Source organism: Microvirga sp. BF8 (assembly GCF_059888585.1).
Genome location: NZ_CM187619.1, coordinates 981,343 through 1,002,691, shown reverse-complemented (window position 1 = coordinate 1,002,691; position 21,349 = coordinate 981,343). Strand labels below are relative to the sequence as shown.

Genomic DNA, 21,349 nt, shown 5'->3' with positions numbered 1-21,349 from the left:
TAACAAACGGCACGGCGCCTGTCTACCCCATTCAGAGAGGTTTTTGAGCGCTCAGGCTGCGGACTTCGCTTTGTCGCGATGATAGCTCCCATCGCCTCTCGTGAGGATGCGGTCTTCGGGCTGCAGATCGCCCGGCTCGATGTCCTCCTGTGTCTCGAGATCGCGCCAGAGAGGGATCAGGCGGTCGAGGTCCAGGCTCGGCCAGGCTTCGATGCCGTCGAGGACGAAGTAGGTCTCCTGGAAGTCGTCGATCCGGTAGAGGGTCCGCATGACGCGCGCGAGGTCGAAGCCGACCCGGTTGGGCGATGCACTTTCCAGGGCAAAGACGGTCTCCGACGGCGACGAGGCGATGCCGGCGCCGACGATGCGCAGGCCCCCGGGGGTCTGTGCAAGGCCGAACTCCACCGTGTACCAGTAGAGCCGCGCCAGGCGCTTCAGGGCCCCGTGCTCGGCTGCGACGAGCCCAGCCCTGCCGTAGGCCGCGAGATAATCCGCATAGATCGGCTGCATGATCAGGGGCACATGGCCGAACACGTCATGGAAGATGTCGGGCTCCTCGATATAGTCGATCTGCTCCGGCTTGCGGATCCAGAACCCTGCCGGAAACTTGCGATCGGCGAGGAGGCGGAAGAATGCGAGGTCCGGAATCAGGCCAGGCACCGGCACAACCTCCCAGCCGGTTGCCGCGTTCAGGCGCGGGTTCAGGACACGGAAATCGGGGATCCCCTCCTCTCCGATGCCGAGCCGGTCGAGACCCTCCAGGAACTGATCTGCGATGCGGCCTTTGAGGATCTCGCGCTGGCGGCGTGCCAGCGTTCGCCACGTGGAATGGTCCGTCTCGGTGTAGGTCTCGAATCCCTGCTGGACGAGGTAGTCGCGCGGATCGTCGCTGCCTGTCACGCTGCTCATGGCGGTTCCTCCACGTTCGACGGACAGGATACGACCGCATCGTGGTCATTTTCGGCCAACAATCCACAGGTTCGGTGCTTCGGCCACGCCGCTTCGGCCTCCGGGCTTGGTGGCCCGGAGGGGAAGCAGGCTCGAGGGGGGCGCGGTGTCGGCTCCGGCTCGGGTGGGATGGGAGTGAAGCGAAGAGCCGAAGCGTCATCGCGCACGGTTCGTTGCGGCGGACAGGCGGCGCAGGGCGGGCCTGCTGCCCGGCGCGGACACCGCTGTTCGCGACAGCGGGCGGCGGCGGACCAACCGGCAGCCCCGGGCACAGCCTGGGCCCCCCGCCCGGCAAAGGCGGCGTGACCTTGCCTGCGGGACCGTTCCCACCGCCACACCAGCGACGCCTCGCGCGCGCGCCCCTCGCTGCGGCGGGACAGGTCATGATATAGCCTAGCTTGAGCGGGGTGTCAAGAACAAAGACGGAACATCGGCCGCTGACGCTCCCCGCCGCCGTCCTTCCGGCACAGCGCATCGCGCCGGGCCCGACCCGGGGGACGCCAACCGCTGAGGTTTCAGAAGGAGGGCTATGGTTGCCGTCGCGCTCCATCCGCAACCGTTGGCGGTGATGGGTTGCGGGCTCCCCTTCGCGGCCCCATGACAGTGCGGGGAGATAAGTGCGCCCGTCGCGTTTCTGGATGAGCTGTCATTCCGGATGGCCGAAGGCCAGTCCGGAACCCATCACCGCTGCCAGTGCCGAAGGAACAGCCGCGGAGATCACCACGCGCGATCCTGCCCCGCTGGTGGCGATGGGTTCCGGGCCCAGCGTGATGCGCTGTCCCGGAATGACGGCAACGGGAGCAGCCCCGGCATGACGGGGCTGGTTCAGGTGTTTCCGATCCGTGTCCTTTAGATGAATCTCGGGTGTCCCCGAGATCCCCGGTCGGGAGAAGCGGCCGCCTACTCCGCCGCCTGGGCGTGCAGGCGGACGCCGCGGCTCATGAGCTTGTTGAGAGCGCCGAGATACGCCTGTGCCGAGGCGACAAGGGTGTCGGGGTCGGCGGCGCGGGAGGTGACGCTGCGATCGTCCGCAGAGAGACGCACGGAGACCTCGGCCTGCGCATCGGTGCCCTCGGTCACCGCGTGGACCTGATAGAGCTCCAGTACCGCCTCATGAGGCACCAGGGCCTTGATGGCGTTGAAGGTGGCGTCCACCGGGCCATTGCCCTCCTGCTCCTCGGTGATGATCCTGTCGTCGACCTGGAGTTTCATGGTGGCGCGCTGCGGTCCGCGGGTTCCGGCGACGATCGACAGCGAGACCAGCTTGATGCGGTCATGGGCCATGGCGATGTTCTGGTCGACGAGCGCCTCGATGTCCTCGTCGTAGACATGCTTCTTGCGGTCGGCCAGGTCCTTGAAGCGCTCGAACGCATCCTGGAACTGGTTGTCGGAGAGATTGTAGCCTAGTTCCTCCAGCTTGTTGCGGAAGGCGGCGCGTCCGGAATGCTTGCCCATGACGAGACTGGTCTTGGTCACGCCGACGCTTTCAGGCGTCATGATCTCGTAGGTCTGGGCATTCTTCAGCATGCCGTCCTGGTGGATGCCGCTCTCATGGGCGAAGGCGTTCCGGCCGACGATGGCCTTGTTGTACTGCACAGGGAACGACGTCGCGGCAGAGGCGAGCTTCGAGGCGCGGGTCAGCATGGTGGCGTCGATGCCGGTCTCGTAGGGCAGCACGTCGCCGCGGGTCCGAATGGCCATGACGACCTCTTCCAGGGCCGCGTTGCCCGCGCGCTCCCCGATGCCGTTGATCGTGCACTCGATCTGGCGCGCACCGCCCTCCAGAGCCGCCAGGGAGTTGGCGACGGCGAGGCCGAGGTCGTTGTGGCAATGGGCCGAGAAGATGGCCTTGTCGGCGTTGGGGACACGCTCCCGAATGGCGCGGAACATGGCGCGATACTCGTCCGGCGTAGCGTAGCCGACCGTGTCGGGCAGGTTGATGGTCGTGGCGCCGGCCCTGATGGCGACTTCGACGCAGCGGCACAGATAGTCGATGGAGGTGCGGGTGGCGTCCATGGCCGACCATTCCACATCTTCGACCAGATTGCGGGCCTGGCCGACCGTGGCGGTGATGATCTCCAGAACCTCTTCCTCCGTCTTGCGCATCTGGTGCGCCAGATGGATCGGCGACGTAGAGACGAAGGTGTGGATGCGCGGCCGTACCGCGTGACGCACAGCTTCTCCGGCGCGGGCGATATCGGCGGAAATCGCGCGGGCGAGGCCAGCGACGGTGGCGTTCTTCACCCGCTCCGCGATCAGCGAGACGGCCTCGAAATCACCGTTCGAGGCAATCGGGAATCCGGCCTCGATGATGTCGACCCCCATGGTGTCGAGGAGTTGGGCGACTTCGAGCTTCTCCTCCAACGTCATCGTGGCGCCGGGGCATTGCTCGCCGTCGCGCAGGGTCGTGTCGAAGATCAGGACGCGGTCCTTGGCGGAGCCGGCGGCGGGGGAAACGGTCATCAATCTCATCCTTCTCGGGGCGAGCGGCACAAGCGCTCAAGGTTGGTTCCTTTTCACGAACCCCTGAGAGCCCAGGCGACAGCGCCCAGCCGACCCTCAGGGGCGACTAAGGAGAAGGAGACCGAGGAGGCGCGCGCGAGCAGCCGCCGAAGCGGATCCGTTCGTCCTAGCGCTGAGGGCGTCGATATGCATCGCGTCCCATTCCTCCCGAGGCCGCATTGCTCTTGGCGGCCGATGACCGTTTGTAACGGGGCTTCCCTGCGATGGCAAGCGCTTGAAACAAATGAAATCCCAAAAGCTCCGGCGCGCACGAATCCGTCACGCTTGTCACCACGTCAGCAGCGGCTGCTATAATTTCTCACTTCTGAATCGTCGTGGCCATGGGCCCCGGACCTGCCTTACGGCAATCCAGAATGACAGGAGAACATCCCTTTTCAGCGCGGTGCGCGCAGCTAGATAGGACACAATGCCCGAATGGATGAAGCACAAGGGAGTTCACCACCGATGACGATTGCCCTCCGTTCCGTCTGGCTCGCCGGCCTGGCGGCGCTGCCGCTCGCCGCCTGCAACCAGACCGCGCCGCCTGCCCCATCGGCCGCGATGATGACGGTGACTCCGTCCAGCTTCCGCATGCCGGAGGGAACGGGCTGCAAGGGCGAGATCGACCGCTACCGCGCAGTCATGGGCAACGATCTGGCCATGGGGCACGTTAACCGATCCGTCTACGACCGGATCGAGACGGAACTGGAGCAGGCGAGCAGCGCCTGTGCGGCCGGGCGCGATGCGGATGCCATCCGCATGGTCAACGCCACCAAATCCCGCCACGGCTATCGCTGAAGAGCATCCGGACTTTCGGCAAAGCTCCACCCGAAGAACGACTGCAGAAAGCGCGGCATCGCCTTCGGGTCGACATCCTTCATGCCGCGCACGATCCGCACATCGCTGAGCTCAGGCTCGTCCTGCGCGGCAATGGCGGCGCGGATCTTCTCCGCGCCCTCGCGGGCCGGGACGTTGAGCGTCGCATAACGCATGACGGCGACGGACGGCCAGTGCTGGACGACGATCCATTCGTCCGAAACCCGGTAATCGTCCTCGGACAGGCCCGTCTCCTCGCCGAGTTCCCGTGTCAGGCTCGTGGCGAGATCGACGATGCCATCCGCCCGCATGTCGGCACGATCCGGCGTGCCGGCCGGGAAATAGACCCGCCCCCCGTTCACCGTGTCATGGCTCATCACGCCGCAGATGAAGGCGCCGTCGGAGCCGCGCAGGGCCGCCATCGCGAATCCGTTGGCGACGGTGGGGTCGGGATGTCCCATGTCGATCCAGGCGACGAGGTTGGCGTAGTCGGTTTCAAAATAGGTGTTGCGGCACAGGTCGGGCGATAGGGAGATATCGCTGAGAAGCAGGACGCGTCCGTTGAACATCTTGGGTTTCGAAGCCACCCGCCGCTGCCAGTTCTCCGCGATGGCGGCGCGGTTCTCCTCCGCCCAGCGCCACACGAAGGGTTGCGACGCGGCCTCGACCCGCGAGACGGTGGTGATGACGGGGTCCTTCGTCATGCCAGGATCTCGCCGCGGTTCACCAGAACGGCATGTCCGCCGATCTCCGCCGTGACGATAGCCCCGCCCTTGATCGTGAGCTGGAGGGCGATCTCGCTCGGACGGCCCATCTCGACGCCCTGCTCGATCACTACGTCGTGCTCGCCGTCGCCCAGCGGTTCGCATTGCATCAGGGCACCGGCGAAGGCCGCGGCCGCCGATCCGGTGGCGGGATCCTCCGCCAAGCCCATGCCCGGGCCGAACATGCGCGCCCTGAACCGCAGGCCTTCCACACCGGGAATGCGGGCGTAGACGTAGGCGGCGGGATGATCGCTGTCCGCAAATGTCTTGTCGAAGGCTTCGCCCTGCGGCTTCGCGCGCGCGAGCGCATCGAGGGACGAGACTGGGACCAGATCATAGGCGACACCGGCCGAGTGGCGGCTCGGCTCATGGCGCTCGAAGCCGATCTCCGTCGGATCGAGACCGAGCGCCCAGGCGCAGTCGCTCGCTTCCTTGCCCTCTCCCCAGGCGAAGGGAAGGCGTGGAAGCTTGAAGCGGGCGCGCCCTTCCGTCGCGCCTGTGATCTCGACCGCGCACGGAACGATGCCCACCTTCTCCTTCAGTCCGAAGGCGACGGCGCCGGGCGCGCCCTCGCGGTCGAGCCATGCCAGGAGCACGGCCGTGCCGACCGTCGGATGGCCGGCGAAGGGCAATTCGCGGGCGGGCGTGAAGATGCGCAGATCTGCCCGCTGGCGCGGATCGTCCGGCGGGAGGACGAACACCGTCTCGGAGAGATTGAACTCCCGGGCGATCGCCTGCATGGCCGCATCGTCGAGGCCCTCGGCGTCGAGCACCACGGCGAGCGGATTTCCGGCGAAGGGCCGGCGCGTGAAGACATCGAGCGTGACGAAGCGGCGGGGCATCGGTCAAACCTCCTCGGCCGGGAAACGATAGGTGGGCGAGACGAACTCGTCCTGCGCCGGGATCGTCAGGATCTCCCGCGATCCGGCCTCCTCGGTACGTTTGAGAAGCCCGAACACGGATGCGGAGGCCTCCGCGAGAGCCGTGGCCGCGGAGAGGGAGCGCGCATAATGGACGAAGAACAGGGCGGCGATGGCGTCGCCGGCGCCGTTGACGCTGAGCGAAAGCTTCGGCGTCCGGACACGCCAGAAGCGTCCCCCCTGCCCTGCGATCAGATCGACCGAATCGTCGGGGGTCTCGCGGGAGACGACGGAGGTCACCAGGACGACCTTGGGACCGATAAGATGAACGGCGGCGATCGCCTCCTTCACCGCCGAGAGCGTGTCCGTGGCGATGCCGGAGAGATAATCCAGCTCGAACTGGTTCGGCGTGATGATGTCGGCGGCAGGAACCGCCTGCTCCTTCATGAACTCGGGAATACCGGGACGCACGAAGACGCCGCGCCCCACATCTCCGATCACCGGATCGCAGCAATAGAGCGCATCGGGGTTGAGGCCGCGCACGCGGGAGACGGCGGAGAGAACGGCATTGCCGATATCCGCCGAGCCCATATAGCCCGAGAGCACGCCGTCGCAGCGTTCGAGCACGCCCCGGTCGGCGATGCCGTCCAGCAACTCCTCGATGGCCGGGCCATCGAAAACACGCCCCTTCCACGAGCCGTAGCCGGTATGGTTGGAGAACTGCACCGTATGGATCGGCCAGACCTCGACGCCGAGCCGCTGCATCGGAAAGACGGCGGACGCGTTCCCGACATGGCCGTAGGCGACATGGGATTGGATCGAAAGGACGTTCATGGCACTTGCCCCGCTGACCGCCTCCGGTTAGCGCATCGTCTCCGCCGCAGCAAATTGCGTGCTGTGATGGGTTCGATCACAGAAGCATGATCGTTCGAACCTTGCCGTATTCCCGCCTTGCCCGGGCGCGCCGAACATGGGAGGGATCCCGATGCTCGAAAGTCTCACCCAGGCCATCCTCGGCTTCATGCGCGACAACAGGGAATTCGCGCCGCTGGTCGTCGGATTGATGACCTTCGCCGAATCGTTCGCCTTCGTCTCCCTCCTGCTTCCCACGGCCGCCATCATCGTCGCGGTCGGCTTCATGCTTGCGGCGGCGGACATTCCCTTCTGGCAGGTCTGGGGCGGCGCCGTCGTCGGCGCCATCGCCAGCAACTGGATCTCGTTTTCCATCGGGCGCCGCTACAAGGCGGCGGCCTTCGGCCTGTGGCCCTTGTCGCGGACTCCCTCCCTGCTCGCACGCGGAGAATCCTTCTTCCATCGCTTCGGTCCCTGGGCGGTCTTCCTCGGACGGTTCTTCGGGCCGACGCGGGCGGTGATCCCGCTGATCGCGGGCATGTTCCTCATGCCGACCATCCTGTTCCAGGCTGCGAACCTGGCCTCCGCCTCCGTCTGGGCCTTCGTGCTGCTCGCCCCGGGAGCGGGGTTCGCGCAGTACGTGCTCTGGTAGAGCCGCCTTCCGCCCGCACGGAACCCTCCTCGGCTCCTGTCATTGACCTCACTGTTTGAGGAGGTTCTCATGGGTAAAGGCAAGATGAGCGGCGACAATTCGTCCGAGAGCAAGCAGCACCCGGGCGACATGACGCGAGGTTCCGGCGGCACGACCAAGAAGCGCCTCGATCCGGGCAAGCAAAGCAACAACAAGGCCACGAACACGAAGAGTAACGATCAATAGCCCCTTTGTGCCGTCTTTTAGGGCAGGTAAGTGGCTTTTACTCTCTGTTTCGGCAGGTGGCAGCCGGGTTTTGAAATGCTACATGACAGCATTGCCTTTTCACAAAGCAATGTCATGGACCAGAGCCCGCCAGATACGTACGTTTGGTACGACGACGATGACGCATCCCGGCCTGTCGCCGGGGTGCCTGGGGGCACACGACCCGGGCTGCCGCCGACTTGGCGGAACCTCGGTTGGTGGATCGGCGGCATCACGTTCGCGGCGCTCTGGATGTTCGAGAGTTGGAGCCGAACCAGTCCCTCGGCCGGACAAGAGGGCATCGGCCGTTCGGCCGAAAGTTTCTGGGGGCTCTCGCTCGCCGTAGCCGTCTGCTACGGAATCTATAAATTCTGCATGCCCCGGTATCGCACGCTGGGTCATGTCCTATGCATTCTCAGCGCCATCGTGCTGCTTCTACAGCACATGGCGTAACTTTTCCTCTCGTGGGGGCCAAAAAATAGGGGCGGATCAACCGCCCCTTTCTTTTTGTTCGCAATCGCTCCCGGCGATCAGTTCCGGCTCTTGTCGACGAGGGCCTTCGACTTGATCCAGGGCATCATCTCGCGCAGGCGTCCGCCGACGTCCTCGATCTGATGCGCGGCATTACGTGCGCGAACCGCCTTGAACGAGGTCTGGTTGACCTTGTTCTCCAGCATCCAGTCACGGGTGAACTTGCCGGTCTGGATGTCGGTCAGGACCCGCTTCATCTCAGCCTTGGTCTCCGGCGTGATGATGCGCGGGCCGGTGACGTATTCGCCGTATTCCGCCGTATTGGAGATCGAATAGTTCATGTTGGCGATGCCGCCCTCGTAGATGAGGTCGACGATCAGCTTCACTTCGTGCAGGCACTCGAAATAGGCCATCTCCGGTGCGTAGCCCGCCTCGACCAGGGTCTCAAAACCGGCCCTGATGAGCTCGACGAGGCCGCCGCAGAGCACCACCTGCTCGCCGAAGAGATCGGTCTCGCACTCTTCCTTGAACGTGGTCTCGATGATGCCGGCCCGGCCGCCGCCATTTGCGGACGCATAGGACAGGCCGAGATCGTGGGCGTTGCCGGTCGCGTCCTGATGGATCGCGATGAGGGTGGGCACGCCGCCGCCACGCAGGTACTCGGAACGAACCGTATGGCCGGGGCCCTTCGGCGCCACCATGAGAACGTCGAGGTCCTTGCGCGGCTCGATGAGGTTGAAGTGAACGTTCAGACCGTGGGCGAACAGGAGGGCCGCGCCATTCTTCATGTTGGCATGGAGCTCGTCGCGGTAGATGTCGGCCTGCAGCTCGTCAGGGGTCAGCATCATGACCACGTCGGCCCACTTGGCGGCCTCTGCCACTTCCATCACCTTCAGGCCTTCCTTCTCGGCCTTGGCCACGGAGGACGAACCTTTGCGGAGAGCGACGGCGATGTCCTTCACGCCGGAATCGCGCAGGTTCAGCGCATGGGCATGGCCCTGGCTGCCGTAGCCGACGATGACGACCTTCTTGCCTTTGATGAGATTGATGTCGGCATCGCGATCATAGTAAACGCGCATGGCGGCCCTCTTCCTTCAACGTTTGTATTGCTTTGATTGGCCCCGCTTGATCCGGGGCACTGCGGGATGCGGCTTCTTAGCGACCTTTTGTTTCAGAGGGAAGCAGCGAAACCGTTATTTTCGTTCGTCTCACAGATAGTCCTTGTAGCGATTGCTTCGCGCCTCCCCTTGGGTGAACAGGCCAAACAGTATTCCATTGCCGGCACCGCCTGTGACGAAGTTCGCCGCGTCGTGTTTCGCAACGTCGCTTGCCTCATTGAATTTGCGGTTCGGTTGTGGAGAAATGGGCCGATGGATCAGATCGTTTCTCCCGACACGGTTCTCGCGTTCTGGCGCGAAGCCGGACCCGACAAATGGTTCGCAAAGGACGAGGTCTTCGACCAGACCTGCCGCGACCGTTTCATGCCCACCTACCGGGCTGCCGCCCGCGGCGACCTCAACGAGTGGGAACTCTCTCCCGACGGCGCACTGGCCGTCGTGCTTCTTCTCGACCAGTTTCCGCGAAACATGTTTCGGGGGACCCGGGACGTCTATAAGACCGATGCCGTTGCGCTTCTGGTCGCCGACCGGGCGATCGAAAAAGGCTATGACAGGCAGGTCGAACCGGGGCTTCGCCGCTTCTTCTACCTGCCGTTCATGCATTCGGAATCCCTGCGGCACCAGGAACGCTCCGTCGCCCTGAATGAAGCTCTCGGCATCCCCGAATCCGTCAAATTCGCTCATCACCATCACGACATCATCGCCCGATTCGGCCGCTTCCCGCATCGGAATGCCATCCTCGGCCGCGAGACGACCCCGGCGGAGGAAGAGTTCCTCAGGGCCGACGGCTTCCAGGGCTGATCTCACATGCTGTCCCCACCGCGCGCCATCGCGGCGACGCCGGTGCGGGAGACCTCGACGAGGCCGACGGCCGTCATTAGCTTGATGAACCGCTCGACCTCCTCCGTCGTCCCGGTGAGCTCGTAGACGAACGACGTCAGCGTGGCATCCATGGTGCGGGCGCCGAAGGCCGAGGCGAGGCGCATGGCTTCGACCCGATGATCGCCCTTCCCGACCACCTTCACGAGGCAGAGCTCGCGCTCGACCGCATCGCCGGTCATCGTCAGATCGACGACGCGGTGAACGGGCACGAGCCGCTCGAGCTGGCTCTTGATCTGCTCGATGATGCTGTCGGTGCCGGTGGTCACGATGGTGATGCGCGAGATATGCGCCTCGTGCTCGGTCTCCGTGACGGTCAGGCTCTCGATGTTGTAGCCGCGTCCCGAGAACATCCCGGCGATCCGGGCGAGAACGCCCGGCTCGTTGTCGACGATGATCGCGAGCGTATGCCGGTTGACCGGCTCGATGCGGGTTGCGGCGGGATAGTGGGTGCTCATCTGGCTCATGATTCTTGAGTTCCGGGGCCTGTTACCGTTTCAGGCGGCGTTGCGATAAATGGCGATGGGCTCCTCGTCGACCTCGTCGGCAGCGACGATCCAGCCCTCCTTGAGCCCCGCGTCCCGCCACTCGCGAAAGCCGGGCAGGCCGAGCACGGCGTCGACATAGGCTCGCGTCGTATCGTCGAGAGGAATGGAATAGGTATCGAGACGGGTGGCGAGCGGCGCATACATGGCATCCGCGGCCGAGAACGCCCCGAAGAGGAATGGCCCCTCCGCGCCGAACCGCTGCCGCGCCTCGCGGACGATGTCCGCAAAGCGCGTGACATCGCGGTCCACCGCCTCGCCGCGATTCCTGCGCGCATACTTTTTGCCCAGATTCATCGGGCAGGCGGAGCGCAGTGCCTGGAAACCCGCATGCATCTCGCAGGCTACGGCCCGTGCCATTGCCCGCGCCTTGCGGTCCTCGGGCCAGACACGCCCCCCGAGAGCGTCACCGACATATTCCATGATGGCGAGCGTTTCCCAGACCGTCACGTCGCCGTCGACGAGGATCGGCACCTTGCCGGCAGGCGAATGCTTCAGGACCCGGGCCTTCGTGTCCGGCAGGTCGAGGGGAATGAGGACTTCGTCGAACGCGATGCCGAGCTGCTTCATCAGCAGCCACGGCCGCAGCGACCAGGAGGAATAGAGCTTATTGCCGATCACGAGTGTGGGCATTTCGAGAAATCTCCCTCCCTCTCCGACCCGGGAGAGGGGTTGTTCGATTAAACCAGCATCTTGCCCTTCTCGTCGATGACGGAGCCGATGTCGGTTCCCGTTTCACCGAGATAGTCGTTGAGCAGCATCTCGTTATGCGCCTTGCCCGAAGGGATCATCGGGAAGCAGTTCTCGGTCTTGTCGACGATGCAGTCGAAGATCACGGGGCGGTCGGAATTGATCATCTTCAGGATCGCCGCATCGAGATCCGCCGGCTTGTCGCAGCGGATGCCCACGCCGCCGTAAGCCTCGGCGAGCTTCACGAAATCGGGCAGCGATTCCGAATAGCTGTGCGAGTAGCGCCCGCCGTGCAGCAGTTCCTGCCATTGCCGCACCATGCCCATATACTCGTTGTTGAGGATGAAGACCTTGATCGGCAGGTCGTATTGCAGGGCCGTGGACATTTCCTGCAGCATCATCTGGATTGAGGCCTCGCCCGCGATGTCGATGACGAGCGCATCCGGATGGGCGAGCTGCGCGCCGACCGCGGCCGGCAGGCCATAGCCCATGGTGCCGTGGCCGCCCGAGGTCATCCAGCGGTTCGGCTCCTCGAACTTGAAATATTGCGCCGCCCACATCTGGTGCTGCCCCACCTCGGTGGTGATGTAGGTTTCCCGGTCCTTCGTGAGCTCGTAGAGCCGTTGGATCGCATGCTGCGGCTTGATGGTCTCGTCCGAGTTGCGATAGGCGAGGCAGTTGCGGGCCCGCCATCCCTCGACCTTGTTCCACCATTCCTTGAGGGCGACCTTGTCCACCTGCGGCGCCTTCTGACGCCAGAGACGGACCATGTCCTCCAGCACATGCGCACAGTCGCCGATGATCGGGATATCGACCTTGACGTTCTTGTTGATGGAGGACGGGTCGATATCGACATGGATGCGCTTGGAATACGGCGAGAACGCATCGAGACGACCGGTGATGCGGTCGTCGAAGCGTGCGCCGATGTTGATCATCACGTCGCATTCATGCATCGCGAGGTTCGACTCGTATGTGCCATGCATGCCGACCATGCCGAGGAACTGCGGGTCGGACGCCGGAAAGGCGCCAAGGCCCATCAGGGTCGAGGTGATGGGAAAACCGGTCAGGTGCACGAGCTCGCGCAGAAGCGCCGCGGCATGGGTTCCCGAATTGATGACGCCGCCGCCGGTATAGAAGACAGGGCGCTTGGCATTCGCCATCAGGTCGATGGCGGCGCGGATGCGCTCCATGTCGCCCTTGACGGTCGGATGGTACGTCTTGTGCTGGTTGTTGGCGGGACGCACATAGGTGCCGGTCTTGAACTGGATGTCCTTCGGCAGGTCGATCACGACAGGACCGGGGCGGCCGTTCATCGCCACGTAGAAGGCTTCGTGCAGGATGCGCGGCAGGTCCTCGATCGATTTCACGAGATAGTTGTGCTTCGTGCAGTGACGCGTGATGCCGACCGTGTCGCATTCCTGGAAGGCGTCGGACCCGATGAGATGGGTCGGGACCTGCCCCGTGATGCAGACCAGCGGGATCGAATCCATCATCGCGTCGGCGAGGCCGGTCACGGCATTGGTCGCGCCAGGCCCGGAGGTCACGAGCACCACGCCCGGCTTGCCGGAGGAGCGCGCATAGCCCTCGGCCGCATGGACCGCGCCCTGCTCGTGACGGACGAGGACGTGACGGATCTTGTCCTGGTGGAAAAGCGCATCGTAGATCGGCAGGACCGCGCCGCCGGGATAGCCGAAGAGATGTTCGACTCCCTGATCCTGGAGAGCGCGGATCACCATTTCGGCTCCCGTCATCGTCTCGCTCATGTCACTCGCTCCGTCTGGTCTCATCACTGTCTTGGGAAATTCGGGCAATAAAAAAGGCCCCTGTGGGGGCCTGTGCGCCATCGCCGGACCTGCGGGGGTCAACCCCGCTCCGTCGATGGCGCTCGTACTACGAGAATAAGCTTGCGCATGAATGCAGCTCTTCGGTTCAAAAGTTGCGCCGACGCTAGCCGATGCATTTCATTCGGTCAAGCGCCTCGCATTTGGCGGATCACGGCCTAGCTCTTAGGATGCCAGGGCCTTTAGACACAATGTCATGACCGATACCGTTTCATCAATAGAGTCTCCCTCCCGCGGGCCGCGAATCACGGCCCGCGCCCTCCTCCTCGGGGACCGGATCGACGTGGCCGGGCTCGAGCGCAGCGACGTCCTGTCGACCTCGCCCCTCGCCTTCCGGGCCGGGCACGAAGGCTTCGTGGCCCTGTTCCGCTTCGGCGTCGCCGTCCTCGTGGGCCTCACGCCCATCGAGGAGGACGATGTGATCAGGGGCCTGCGCCAGCGCATCGTCGGCGAGTTCGCGCGGCACGAGGAGGAGACCGCGATCATCGAGATTTCGGCAGAGAGGGACGACCAGATTCCCCCCGGCGGGCCGATCTACGTGCGGCAACTGTCCACGGAGCGCCTGGCGGTCATCGCCGATGCCCTGGCCAAGAGCGCCGCCCTCGCCAGGGACGAGCGCGAGGCCGCGGCCGTCTTCGAGGTCATGGAGCCCTTCGCCCGCTTTCTCGCCGAGAAGGGCCGGCGCCCCGGCGGACGCCGCGAGATCCTCAAGCATGTCGGCAATGCCCTCCTCGTCCGCCAGCGGGTTTCGGGCCGCGTCGCCGTGGAGGAGAAGCCGGATGTGCTCTGGGACCGCCCCGATCTGGAGCGCCTCTACGCCCGTCTCGAGGACGAATACGAACTCAAGGAGCGGGCCACCGCCCTCCACCGCAAGCTCGACGTGATCGGCGACACGACCCAGGCGCTGACCGATCTCATCGATACCGAACGCTCGCTGCGCCTCGAGCTGATCATCGTCATTCTGATCGTCTTCGAGATCGTCATCACCTTCTATCAGATGGCGACGGGGACGCCGGGGCATTGAGGGCCGCCATGGCGGCCTCGAAACCCTCCCCCGGCCCGACCCACCGCCAATCCGGCAACTGGTGCCGGAACCAGGTGAACTGGCGCTTGGCATAGCGCCTCGTGTCGCTCTGGCCTTTCGCGATGGCTTCGTCCAGGGAGATTTCGCAGCGCAGATGGGCCAGGAGTCCCGGAACCCCATGGGCGCGCATGGCGGGCAGCATGGGGTCGAGGTTGCGCCCTGCGAGGGCACGCACCTCCTCAAGGGCGCCGCCGTCCATCATGGCGAGGAAGCGGGCATCGATGCGCCGGCGCAACTCGTCCCGATCCGGAGCCAGGAAGAGCTTGACGAGGGGCCTGCCGGCCAGGGGTCCGGGCTGACGGGCGCCATGGAAGGAAACGATGGGCCGCCCGGTCGCGGCGAAGATTTCCAGGGCGCGCTGTACCCGCAGGCGGTCCGACGGTCTCAGCGTTCCCGCGGTTTCGGGATCGCGCTCCATGAGCAGGCGATGGAGCTCCGGCGTTTCCAGGCCCTCGCTCTCCCGGCGCACAGCCTCGCGGACCGCCTCCGGAACCGCGGGCATGTCCGAGAGGCCTTCGGTGAGAGCCTTGAAGTACAGTCCCGTCCCGCCGACGAGGATCGGCAGCTTCCGGCCCTCCAGCTCCCGCAGGAGCGCAGCGGCGTCATCGGCATAGCGCCCGACCGAATAGTTCACCGCGGCGTCCACATGGCCGTAGAGCCGGTGCGGAACCAGGCTCTCCTCCTCCGGCGTCGGGCGCGCGCTCAGCACCCGCAGATCCCGGTAGACCTGCATGGAATCGGCGTTGATGACGACGCCGCCGAGCCGTTCGGCGAGGCGAAGGCCCAATGCGGACTTGCCTGATGCGGTCGGCCCTGCAATGAGAACCGCGCCGACCCGAACTTCACTCACACCCGGTCCCCACGATGGCTTCCCCCTCCGATCTCGTCGTCGCGACGCTCGTCGCCAATCCCAACCGTCCAGCCGTGACGGACGCGGTCCTGAAAGCGGCGGCAGGAGCGCTCGGACAAGAAACGGAACCCGTCGTCCTGGCAAGCGGAATCGCGGCGGACGTGATCCTGCCTGCCGGGCGCCCGAGGGCCGAGATCGAAACGATCCTGCGCGAGAGCATCGCCGACGAGCCCATCGACATCGTGGTGCAGCCTCTGGAGGGCCGGCGCAAGCGCCTGTTCCTGGCTGACATGGATTCCACCATGATCGGCCAGGAATGCATCGACGAGCTTGCCGATTTCGTCGGCCTGAAGGCCGAGGTGTCGGAGATCACCGAGCGGGCCATGCGGGGCGAGATCGCCTTCGAGCCCGCCCTGCGCGAGCGGGTCGCCCTGCTCAAGAACCTCCCGGTCCGCGTCGTGGACGAGATCATCGAAAGCCGGATCACCCTGACGCCGGGCGGGCGGGCCCTGGTCCGGACCATGCGGGCGAACGGCGCCTATGCCTGCCTCGTCTCGGGCGGCTTCACCCTCTTCACGGGCCCCGTCGCCGCCAAGGTGGGCTTCGACGAGCACCGCTCGAACCACCTGATCGTCGAAAACGAGATGCTGGCGGGAGAGGTCGAGGAGCCGATCCTCGGCCGGGAGGCGAAGCTCGCGACCCTGATCGAACTGCGCAACCGCTTCGGACTGACCTCGCCGGACACGATGGCGGTGGGCGATGGAGCCAACGACCTCGCCATGCTCGGCGAGGCCGGCCTCGGCGTCGCCTTCCGCGCCAAGCCCGCCGTCGCGGCCGCAGCCCATGCCCGCATCGACCATGCGGACCTGACGGCGCTGCTCTATGTGCAGGGGTATCGAGGGACGGAGATCGTCCAGGACTGAAGGACTGACGGGGAAGAGAGAACCAACCTCAAGAAAAAAGGGCGGCTCGGAGCCGCCCTTTCTGACAACGAATTGCCTCTGTCCATCACTCGATGGACAAGGCCACGAAGCGCACTTCGCCCTGCGTGTTGGCCACGAGGAGCAGCGCCGACTTGCGGCCCTGGGCCTTGATGGCATCGATCCGCTTGGTCACGTCGGCCGGGCTCGTAACCGGCTCCTGGCCGACCTCGACGATGACCTCGCCCGGCTGGATCCGCTTGTCGGCGGCGGTCGAGTTCGGATCGACGCGGGTGATCACGACGCCCTTCTGGTCGTCCTTGAGACCGTAGCGGCGGCGCAGCTCATCGGTGATCCCCGACAGTTCGAGGCCCAGTGCCTGCTTGGTCACGGTCGGCGTATCGGTCGAGGGCTGCTGCAGATTGGCCTGCTTCTCCCCGTCCTCGAGGCGTCCGAGGACGACCTGCTTGGTCTCCTCCTTGCCCTTGCGGACGATCACGACATCGACGGACTTGCCGACCGGGGTCGAGGCGACGATGCGCGGCAGGTCACGGGAATCCCGTACCTCCTTGCCGTCGAACCGGGTGATCACGTCCCCGACATCGAGACCGGCGGGCTTGGCCGGGCCCTTATCGTCCACGCCGGCGATCAGGGCGCCACGGGCCGAGCCGAGGCCGAGGGCTTCCGCGGTCGCGTCATCCACGTTCTGGATGCGCACGCCGAGCCAGCCGCGGCGGGTTTCGCCGAACTGACGCAGCTGATCGATCACCGGGGCAGCGGTCGACGCGGGAACCGCGAAGCCGATGCCGACCGAACCGCCCGTCGGCGACAGGATGGCCGTGTTGATGCCGACGACCTCGCCGTTCATGTTGAACAGCGGGCCGCCCGAGTTGCCCTTGTTGATGGCTGCGTCGGTCTGGATGTAGTTGTCGTACGGTCCGGAATCGATGTTGCGGCCGCGGGCCGAGACGATACCGGCGGTCACGGAGCCACCGAGGCCGAACGGGTTGCCGATCGCCATCACCCAGTCGCCGGGGCGAAGGGCGTCGGAATTCCCGAACTTTACCGCCTTGAGGGGCTTGTCGGACTTCACCTTGAGCACGGCGAGGTCGACCTTGCTGTCCTTGCCGACGATGTCAGCCTTGAGACGCGTCCCATCGGAGAAGATCACGGTGATGTCGTTGGCGTCGCCGATGACGTGGTTGTTGGTCACGACGATGCCGGACGAGTCGATGACGAACCCCGAGCCGAGAGAGTTCGACTTGCGCTGGCGAGGCAGTGGGCTGCTGTCGCCGTTACCCTGGCCCCGGCGGTTGAAGAACTCCTCGAACAGATCCTCGAAGGGCGTTCCCGGCGGCAGCTGGGGCAACGTGCGGTTCTTGGCCTCGACGGTGGTCGACGCGGAGATGTTGACGACAGCCCCGGTCACCTCTTCCGCGAGATCGGCAAAGGATTCCGGTGCTGAACGAGCCTGCACCGCGAAGGGAAGCGCGGTTGCGACGAAGGTCACCACGGCGAAGCAGGAGGCCGCCAGCCTGCGCGGCAGGCGCCTGGGAAGCACCGTTTCGGCGGGCGCCAGCGCATTCATGGCTTGGGTCATTGAAAATCCTCTCTTGGAGAGCTGTGGATATAGATTGTCCCTCTGCTTCGCCATTCAAGCGCGGATTGCGGCGGAAGAGGGGCTAAGGCATCGGACCTGAAAGTGGAGCCTGCCCTCGGGTCCGATGCCGATTTCGCCGACGGCCGGACCATGTCGCCGCCAAGCCGGACCCGCGTTTGCGTGTGATGCTCCAAGGCAGTCACCCGAACTGGCGTATGGCCCAGATCATCCCGAGCCCGACAATGGCCGAGAGGATGCCGACGAGGCGCATCCTGTCGCTCGGGCTATGAGCGGCCTCGTACATGGCCCGGCGCATGCCGTCAGGGAAAGCCGCAAATAGAATGCCCTCGACCACGAGAGCGAGGCCGAGGGCTGCGACGAGATCCAGCATATGGAGTTATTGCGCCGGGGCCGGCTGGGCCGGCTTCGCGGGTGACGACGAGCCGTTTCCACGGCCCGTCGGGTCGTTGAAGTAGCGGAAGAAATCGGAATTCGGACTCAGCACGAGGCGCGTCTCTCCTGATTTGAGACCCGTCTCATACGCCTGCAGCGACCTGAAGAAGGCGAAGAAGTCCGGATCCTGGCTGAAAGCGTCGGCCAGAATACGATTCCTATCCGCATCGCCCGTGCCGCGCAATTCCTCCGATTTGCGATTGGCGTCGGCACGGATGATGGTGGCCTCGCGCTCGGCGCGGGCGCGGATCGTCTGCGCCTGCTGCTGACCGTTGGCACGCAGATCAGCCGCCTCGCGCTCGCGCTCGGTGCGCATGCGCTGATAGACGGCCTGGCTGTTGGCGGCCGGAAGGTCGACGCGGGTCAGGCGCACGTCGATCATTTCGATGCCGAGACTCTGCGCCTGCTTGTTCACGTCTTCTTGAATGCGCTGCATCAGATTGCTGCGGTCGGTGCGAACGATCGCATCCCGGGAGGCGCTGGCCAGCACGTTGCGCATCACCGAGTTGGTGAAGCTTGCCAGCCTCTGGTTGGCGAGCGGAATGCTGCCGACAGCCTGGTAGAACTTCAGCGGATCGATGATCCGGTAGCGCGTGAAGGCATCCACCTCCAGGTTCTGCCGGTCCGCGGAGAGAAGGGTCTGGACCGGAAGGTCGAGATCCAGCACCCGCTTGTCGAAATAGGTGACGGTGTCGATCAGAGGCAGCTTGAAATACGGCCCGGGCTCGCGGAGCGCCGACTGCACGGCGCCGAAGCGCAGCACGAGGGCATACTGGGTCTGCTGCACGATGAAGATCGCGCTGTAAAGGATGATCGCCGCGAGCGCCGCGAGGATCACGAGGCCCGTCCTGATGGCTGAGCTGTTCATCGCGTGGCTCCCTGCTGGCCTGTGGTGCCCTGACCCTGCTGGCCCTGCGGGACCTGCTGGCGCGGCAACTGCGTGAGCGGCAGATAGGGAACGACCCCTTGCCCGTTCTGATCGATGATCACCTTGTCGACCCCGCTCATGACCCGTTCCATGGTTTCCAGGAACATCCGCTCCCGGCTGATGTCGGGCGCGAGGCGATAGGCCTCGTAGATCTGGCGGAACCGCGCTGCCTGGCCGGTGGCGTCGGCCACGGCCTGTTCGCGATAGGCCTCGGCCTGCTGGACGGTCCGGGCCGCCTCGCCGCGGGCCTCAGGGACGACGCGGCTGGCGAAGGTCTCGGCCTCGTTCTGGACGCGGACGGCGTCCTGCTGAGCCGCGTTCACGTCGAAGAAGGCCTGACGGACCTCTGCCGGCGGCTGGGCGGCCTGGAGCTGGACCACGTTGACGAGGACGCCGGCCCCATAGGCGTCGAGGGTCGTCTGCATGATCTGGCGGACTTCCTGGGCGACGCTCGCCTGCTCCGTGGTCAGGATGTTCTGGATCTGGCGGCGGCCGATCACCTCGCGCATGGCGCTCTCGCCGACGGCCTTGATCGTCCCTTCGGGATTCTGGAGGTTGAAGACGAAATCCTGCGGACGGACGGGATTGACCTGCCACACCACGTCGAAATCGATATCGACGATGTTCTCGTCGCCGGTGAGCATCAGGCTCTCCTCGAGAACGTCGCGGGCACGGCCCTGCCCCGTCGGAGTCGAGCGGTAGCCGACTTCGATGCGCTGCTGCTCGGTCACGTTCGGCTTGATCACCCGGCCAATCGGATACGGCAGGTTGTAGCGCAGACCCTCGCTGGAGGTTCCGGTGAAGCGGCCGAAGATCATGTTGATGCCGACCTCGTTGGGTCGGACCGTATAGAAGCCGGTGAGCAGCCAAATGACGATGGCACCGAGCAGAAGGGCGATCAGCCCCTTGCCGCCCATCGATCCTCCCGGAATGAAATCCTTGAGACGGTCCTGACCGCGGCGCAGGATGTCCTCCAGGTCGGGCGGCGTTCCATTGCCCTGCGGGCCGCCCGAACCCCATGGGCTCTTGCCGCCTCCCGATCCACCGCGCTGCCCCCAGGGGCCGCCGCCGCTTTGGTTACTCCAAGGCATGATCGCCTTTCCTCACTCTGAAAAGACCGGCCGCTCGAGCCGATGGGATAAGTGGCGGTTGTGGGTGGTCTTTCTCCCGCCTGTCAAGGCTGCGACTTGGGGATTGTGGCGGCTTTCGTCAACCTTGGCAGCACTCAGGAACGACGTTCCAGATCGATAAAGGTAAACGGATGCTCGTCATCCGCCGCTTTCGGATGATCGCTGCGCCTGACTTCCTTGAAGGCCGAGCGGTCGAAATCCGGAAAGGAGGCGTCGCCTTCCGGGGCCGTGTGAACCAGAGTGAGATGGATTTTAGCCACGTGGGGCAGCGCGAGGGCGTAGATTTCGGAACCTCCGACGACTGCCACCGCGTCGGCCCCGGCTCTCTCGCCGAGTGTCGAGCCCTGTGACATGGCGTCCTCCCAGCTATGGGCCACATGGACACCCTCCGCGGAGAAACCCGGATCCCGCGTCAGGACGATCGTCTCGCGCCCCGGGAGAGGCTTGCCGATGGATTGGAACGTCTTGCGGCCCATGATCATCGGCTTGCCCCAAGTGAGTTCCCGGAAACGCCTGAGATCCGTACGGAGGCGCCAAAGCAACTGATTGTCACGCCCGATGACGCCGTTATCGGCGACCGCGACGACGAGGATGAGAGGCAGGGTCATGGTGACTTTCGGGAAGCGATGAAATTCGATCAGGCCGCGAGAGCGTCTTCAGACGCCGCATCCAGCTATGGAGACACGGGAATCGGCCGTCTAGCAACCACCATCCTTCGCCAGCCTCTCCAGGGCCTCCCCGGTCACGCGCTGCACGGTCCATTCGTCCATGGGAATGGCTCCGATGGAGCGATAGAAACGCAAAGCCGGCTCGTTCCAGTCGAGAACCCACCATTCGAGGCGCGGGAGGCCCTCCGCGACACATCGCCGGGCCAGATGCCGCAGCAGCGCGCGTCCGACCCCTTTCGACCGGAAGGCCGGGCTGACGAACAAATCTTCGAGATAGATGCCGTGGCGGCCACGGAAGGTCGAGAAGTTGTAGAACCACAGGGCGAAGCCGGCAGGCTCGCCCTCCCATTCGGCGATATCGGCGAAAACACGGGGCTGGGATCCGAACAGGGCCTCGGAGAGCCCCTCTTCCGTCGCGTCGACCTCGTGGGCCAGGCGTTCATAGGCGGCGAGCTCGCGGATGAACGTGAGGATCAGGGAAGCGTCGCGGGCTTCGGCGCGGCGGATGGTCAGCGTCATGGCAACCTTGTGCCCA

General features: G+C 65.0%; 23 protein-coding genes. 7 read left to right on the top strand and 16 right to left on the bottom strand.

Annotated elements, in window-relative coordinates; genetic code table 11:
• Positions 1 to 51 precede the first annotated feature (51 nt).
• Entirely contained in the window at positions 52 to 909 is an 858-nt protein-coding gene (phhA, locus tag AC522E_RS04740) for a phenylalanine 4-monooxygenase (RefSeq protein WP_500749240.1), read from the bottom strand.
• A gap of 939 nt (positions 910 to 1,848) precedes the next feature.
• On the bottom strand, positions 1,849 to 3,411 hold the full coding sequence (locus AC522E_RS04735) for a 2-isopropylmalate synthase (protein WP_500749239.1): 1,563 nt from the start codon (positions 3,409 to 3,411) through the stop codon (positions 1,849 to 1,851).
• Between the two features lie 504 nt (positions 3,412 to 3,915).
• On the opposite strand from AC522E_RS04735, the gene AC522E_RS04730 reads away from it, so the two are divergent.
• A complete protein-coding gene (locus AC522E_RS04730; protein WP_500749238.1) occupies positions 3,916 to 4,248 on the top strand; it encodes a hypothetical protein in 333 nt (110 codons plus the stop codon).
• Here the strand turns inward: AC522E_RS04730 and AC522E_RS04725 are convergent.
• From AC522E_RS04725 to pdxY, 3 genes are read right to left on the bottom strand one after another with little or no spacing between them, the layout of a single operon-like run.
• Positions 4,239 to 4,970: an NUDIX hydrolase gene (locus AC522E_RS04725; protein WP_500749237.1), complete on the bottom strand. Its 732-nt coding sequence runs from the start codon at positions 4,968 to 4,970 to the stop codon at positions 4,239 to 4,241. The genes AC522E_RS04730 and AC522E_RS04725 overlap by 10 nt on opposite strands.
• The gene (locus AC522E_RS04720; RefSeq protein WP_500749236.1) at positions 4,967 to 5,872 is read right to left on the bottom strand and encodes a PhzF family phenazine biosynthesis protein; all 906 of its coding nucleotides are present in this window, start codon (positions 5,870 to 5,872) and stop codon (positions 4,967 to 4,969) included. Before AC522E_RS04720 ends, AC522E_RS04725 begins: the two co-directional genes overlap by 4 nt.
• 3 nt (positions 5,873 to 5,875) lie before the next feature.
• Complete coding sequence (gene pdxY / locus AC522E_RS04715) at positions 5,876 to 6,724, bottom strand: pyridoxal kinase PdxY (protein WP_500749235.1); 849 nt, start codon at positions 6,722 to 6,724, stop codon at positions 5,876 to 5,878.
• A gap of 151 nt (positions 6,725 to 6,875) precedes the next feature.
• Between pdxY and AC522E_RS04710 the strand changes: the two genes are divergently transcribed.
• The 3 genes from AC522E_RS04710 (at position 6,876) to AC522E_RS04700 (ending at position 8,090) form a co-directional block, all read left to right on the top strand.
• Positions 6,876 to 7,394 (top strand): DedA family protein, encoded by a 519-nt coding sequence (locus AC522E_RS04710; RefSeq protein WP_500749234.1) that lies wholly within the window; start codon positions 6,876 to 6,878, stop codon positions 7,392 to 7,394.
• 69 nt (positions 7,395 to 7,463) lie between these two features.
• Positions 7,464 to 7,619, top strand: coding sequence for a hypothetical protein (locus AC522E_RS04705; RefSeq protein ID WP_500749233.1), 156 nt, complete (start codon positions 7,464 to 7,466; stop codon positions 7,617 to 7,619).
• Positions 7,620 to 7,733: 114 nt separating this feature from the next.
• Complete coding sequence (locus tag AC522E_RS04700) at positions 7,734 to 8,090, top strand: hypothetical protein (RefSeq protein ID WP_500749232.1); 357 nt, start codon at positions 7,734 to 7,736, stop codon at positions 8,088 to 8,090.
• A gap of 77 nt (positions 8,091 to 8,167) precedes the next feature.
• Here AC522E_RS04700 and ilvC read toward each other — a convergent pair whose 3' ends face one another.
• Entirely contained in the window at positions 8,168 to 9,187 is a 1,020-nt protein-coding gene (gene ilvC / locus AC522E_RS04695) for a ketol-acid reductoisomerase (RefSeq protein WP_500749231.1), read from the bottom strand.
• A 291-nt stretch (positions 9,188 to 9,478) separates the two neighbouring features.
• Between ilvC and AC522E_RS04690 the strand changes: the two genes are divergently transcribed.
• Positions 9,479 to 10,027: a DUF924 family protein gene (locus AC522E_RS04690; RefSeq protein ID WP_500749230.1), complete on the top strand. Its 549-nt coding sequence runs from the start codon at positions 9,479 to 9,481 to the stop codon at positions 10,025 to 10,027.
• Between the two features lie 2 nt (positions 10,028 to 10,029).
• Here AC522E_RS04690 and ilvN read toward each other — a convergent pair whose 3' ends face one another.
• Genes ilvN through AC522E_RS04675 form a run of 3 tightly spaced genes read right to left on the bottom strand, consistent with a single transcriptional unit; the run spans position 10,030 to position 13,103 of the window.
• A complete protein-coding gene (gene ilvN, locus AC522E_RS04685) occupies positions 10,030 to 10,572 on the bottom strand; it encodes an acetolactate synthase small subunit (RefSeq protein WP_500749229.1) in 543 nt (180 codons plus the stop codon).
• Positions 10,573 to 10,602: 30 nt separating this feature from the next.
• Positions 10,603 to 11,283 carry a glutathione S-transferase family protein gene (locus AC522E_RS04680; RefSeq protein ID WP_500749228.1) on the bottom strand — a complete coding sequence of 227 codons (681 nt, stop codon included), beginning with the start codon at positions 11,281 to 11,283 and terminating at the stop codon, positions 10,603 to 10,605.
• Between the two features lie 47 nt (positions 11,284 to 11,330).
• Positions 11,331 to 13,103 (bottom strand): acetolactate synthase 3 large subunit, encoded by a 1,773-nt coding sequence (locus tag AC522E_RS04675; RefSeq protein ID WP_500749227.1) that lies wholly within the window; start codon positions 13,101 to 13,103, stop codon positions 11,331 to 11,333.
• Positions 13,104 to 13,377: 274 nt separating this feature from the next.
• Between AC522E_RS04675 and AC522E_RS04670 the strand changes: the two genes are divergently transcribed.
• Positions 13,378 to 14,205: an RMD1 family protein gene (locus AC522E_RS04670; RefSeq protein WP_500749226.1), complete on the top strand. Its 828-nt coding sequence runs from the start codon at positions 13,378 to 13,380 to the stop codon at positions 14,203 to 14,205.
• Here the strand turns inward: AC522E_RS04670 and miaA are convergent.
• Positions 14,165 to 15,115, bottom strand: a complete 951-nt coding sequence (miaA, locus tag AC522E_RS04665) for a tRNA (adenosine(37)-N6)-dimethylallyltransferase MiaA (RefSeq protein ID WP_500749225.1) — start codon at positions 15,113 to 15,115, stop codon at positions 14,165 to 14,167. The genes AC522E_RS04670 and miaA overlap by 41 nt on opposite strands.
• Positions 15,116 to 15,129: 14 nt before the next feature.
• Here miaA and serB point away from each other — a divergent pair, with 14 nt between their 5' ends.
• Positions 15,130 to 16,038, top strand: a complete 909-nt coding sequence (gene serB, locus AC522E_RS04660) for a phosphoserine phosphatase SerB (protein ID WP_500749224.1) — start codon at positions 15,130 to 15,132, stop codon at positions 16,036 to 16,038.
• An 85-nt stretch (positions 16,039 to 16,123) separates the two neighbouring features.
• Here serB and AC522E_RS04655 read toward each other — a convergent pair whose 3' ends face one another.
• The 6 genes from AC522E_RS04655 to AC522E_RS04630 all read right to left on the bottom strand — a co-directional run bounded on the left by AC522E_RS04655 (position 16,124) and on the right by AC522E_RS04630 (position 21,333).
• The gene (locus AC522E_RS04655; protein ID WP_500749223.1) at positions 16,124 to 17,635 is read right to left on the bottom strand and encodes a DegQ family serine endoprotease; all 1,512 of its coding nucleotides are present in this window, start codon (positions 17,633 to 17,635) and stop codon (positions 16,124 to 16,126) included.
• 199 nt (positions 17,636 to 17,834) lie between these two features.
• Entirely contained in the window at positions 17,835 to 18,026 is a 192-nt protein-coding gene (locus tag AC522E_RS04650) for a DUF2065 domain-containing protein (RefSeq protein ID WP_500749222.1), read from the bottom strand.
• A 6-nt stretch (positions 18,027 to 18,032) separates the two neighbouring features.
• Positions 18,033 to 18,956 carry a protease modulator HflC gene (gene hflC / locus AC522E_RS04645; protein WP_500749221.1) on the bottom strand — a complete coding sequence of 308 codons (924 nt, stop codon included), beginning with the start codon at positions 18,954 to 18,956 and terminating at the stop codon, positions 18,033 to 18,035.
• Positions 18,953 to 20,107, bottom strand: a complete 1,155-nt coding sequence (hflK, locus tag AC522E_RS04640; protein WP_500749220.1) for an FtsH protease activity modulator HflK — start codon at positions 20,105 to 20,107, stop codon at positions 18,953 to 18,955. The genes hflC and hflK overlap by 4 nt, the downstream gene beginning before the upstream one ends.
• A 134-nt stretch (positions 20,108 to 20,241) precedes the next feature.
• Positions 20,242 to 20,754, bottom strand: coding sequence for a dihydrofolate reductase (locus AC522E_RS04635; RefSeq protein ID WP_500749219.1), 513 nt, complete (start codon positions 20,752 to 20,754; stop codon positions 20,242 to 20,244).
• 90 nt (positions 20,755 to 20,844) lie between these two features.
• The gene (locus tag AC522E_RS04630) at positions 20,845 to 21,333 is read right to left on the bottom strand and encodes a GNAT family N-acetyltransferase (RefSeq protein WP_500749218.1); all 489 of its coding nucleotides are present in this window, start codon (positions 21,331 to 21,333) and stop codon (positions 20,845 to 20,847) included.
• Between the last annotated feature and the right edge of the window lie 16 nt (positions 21,334 to 21,349).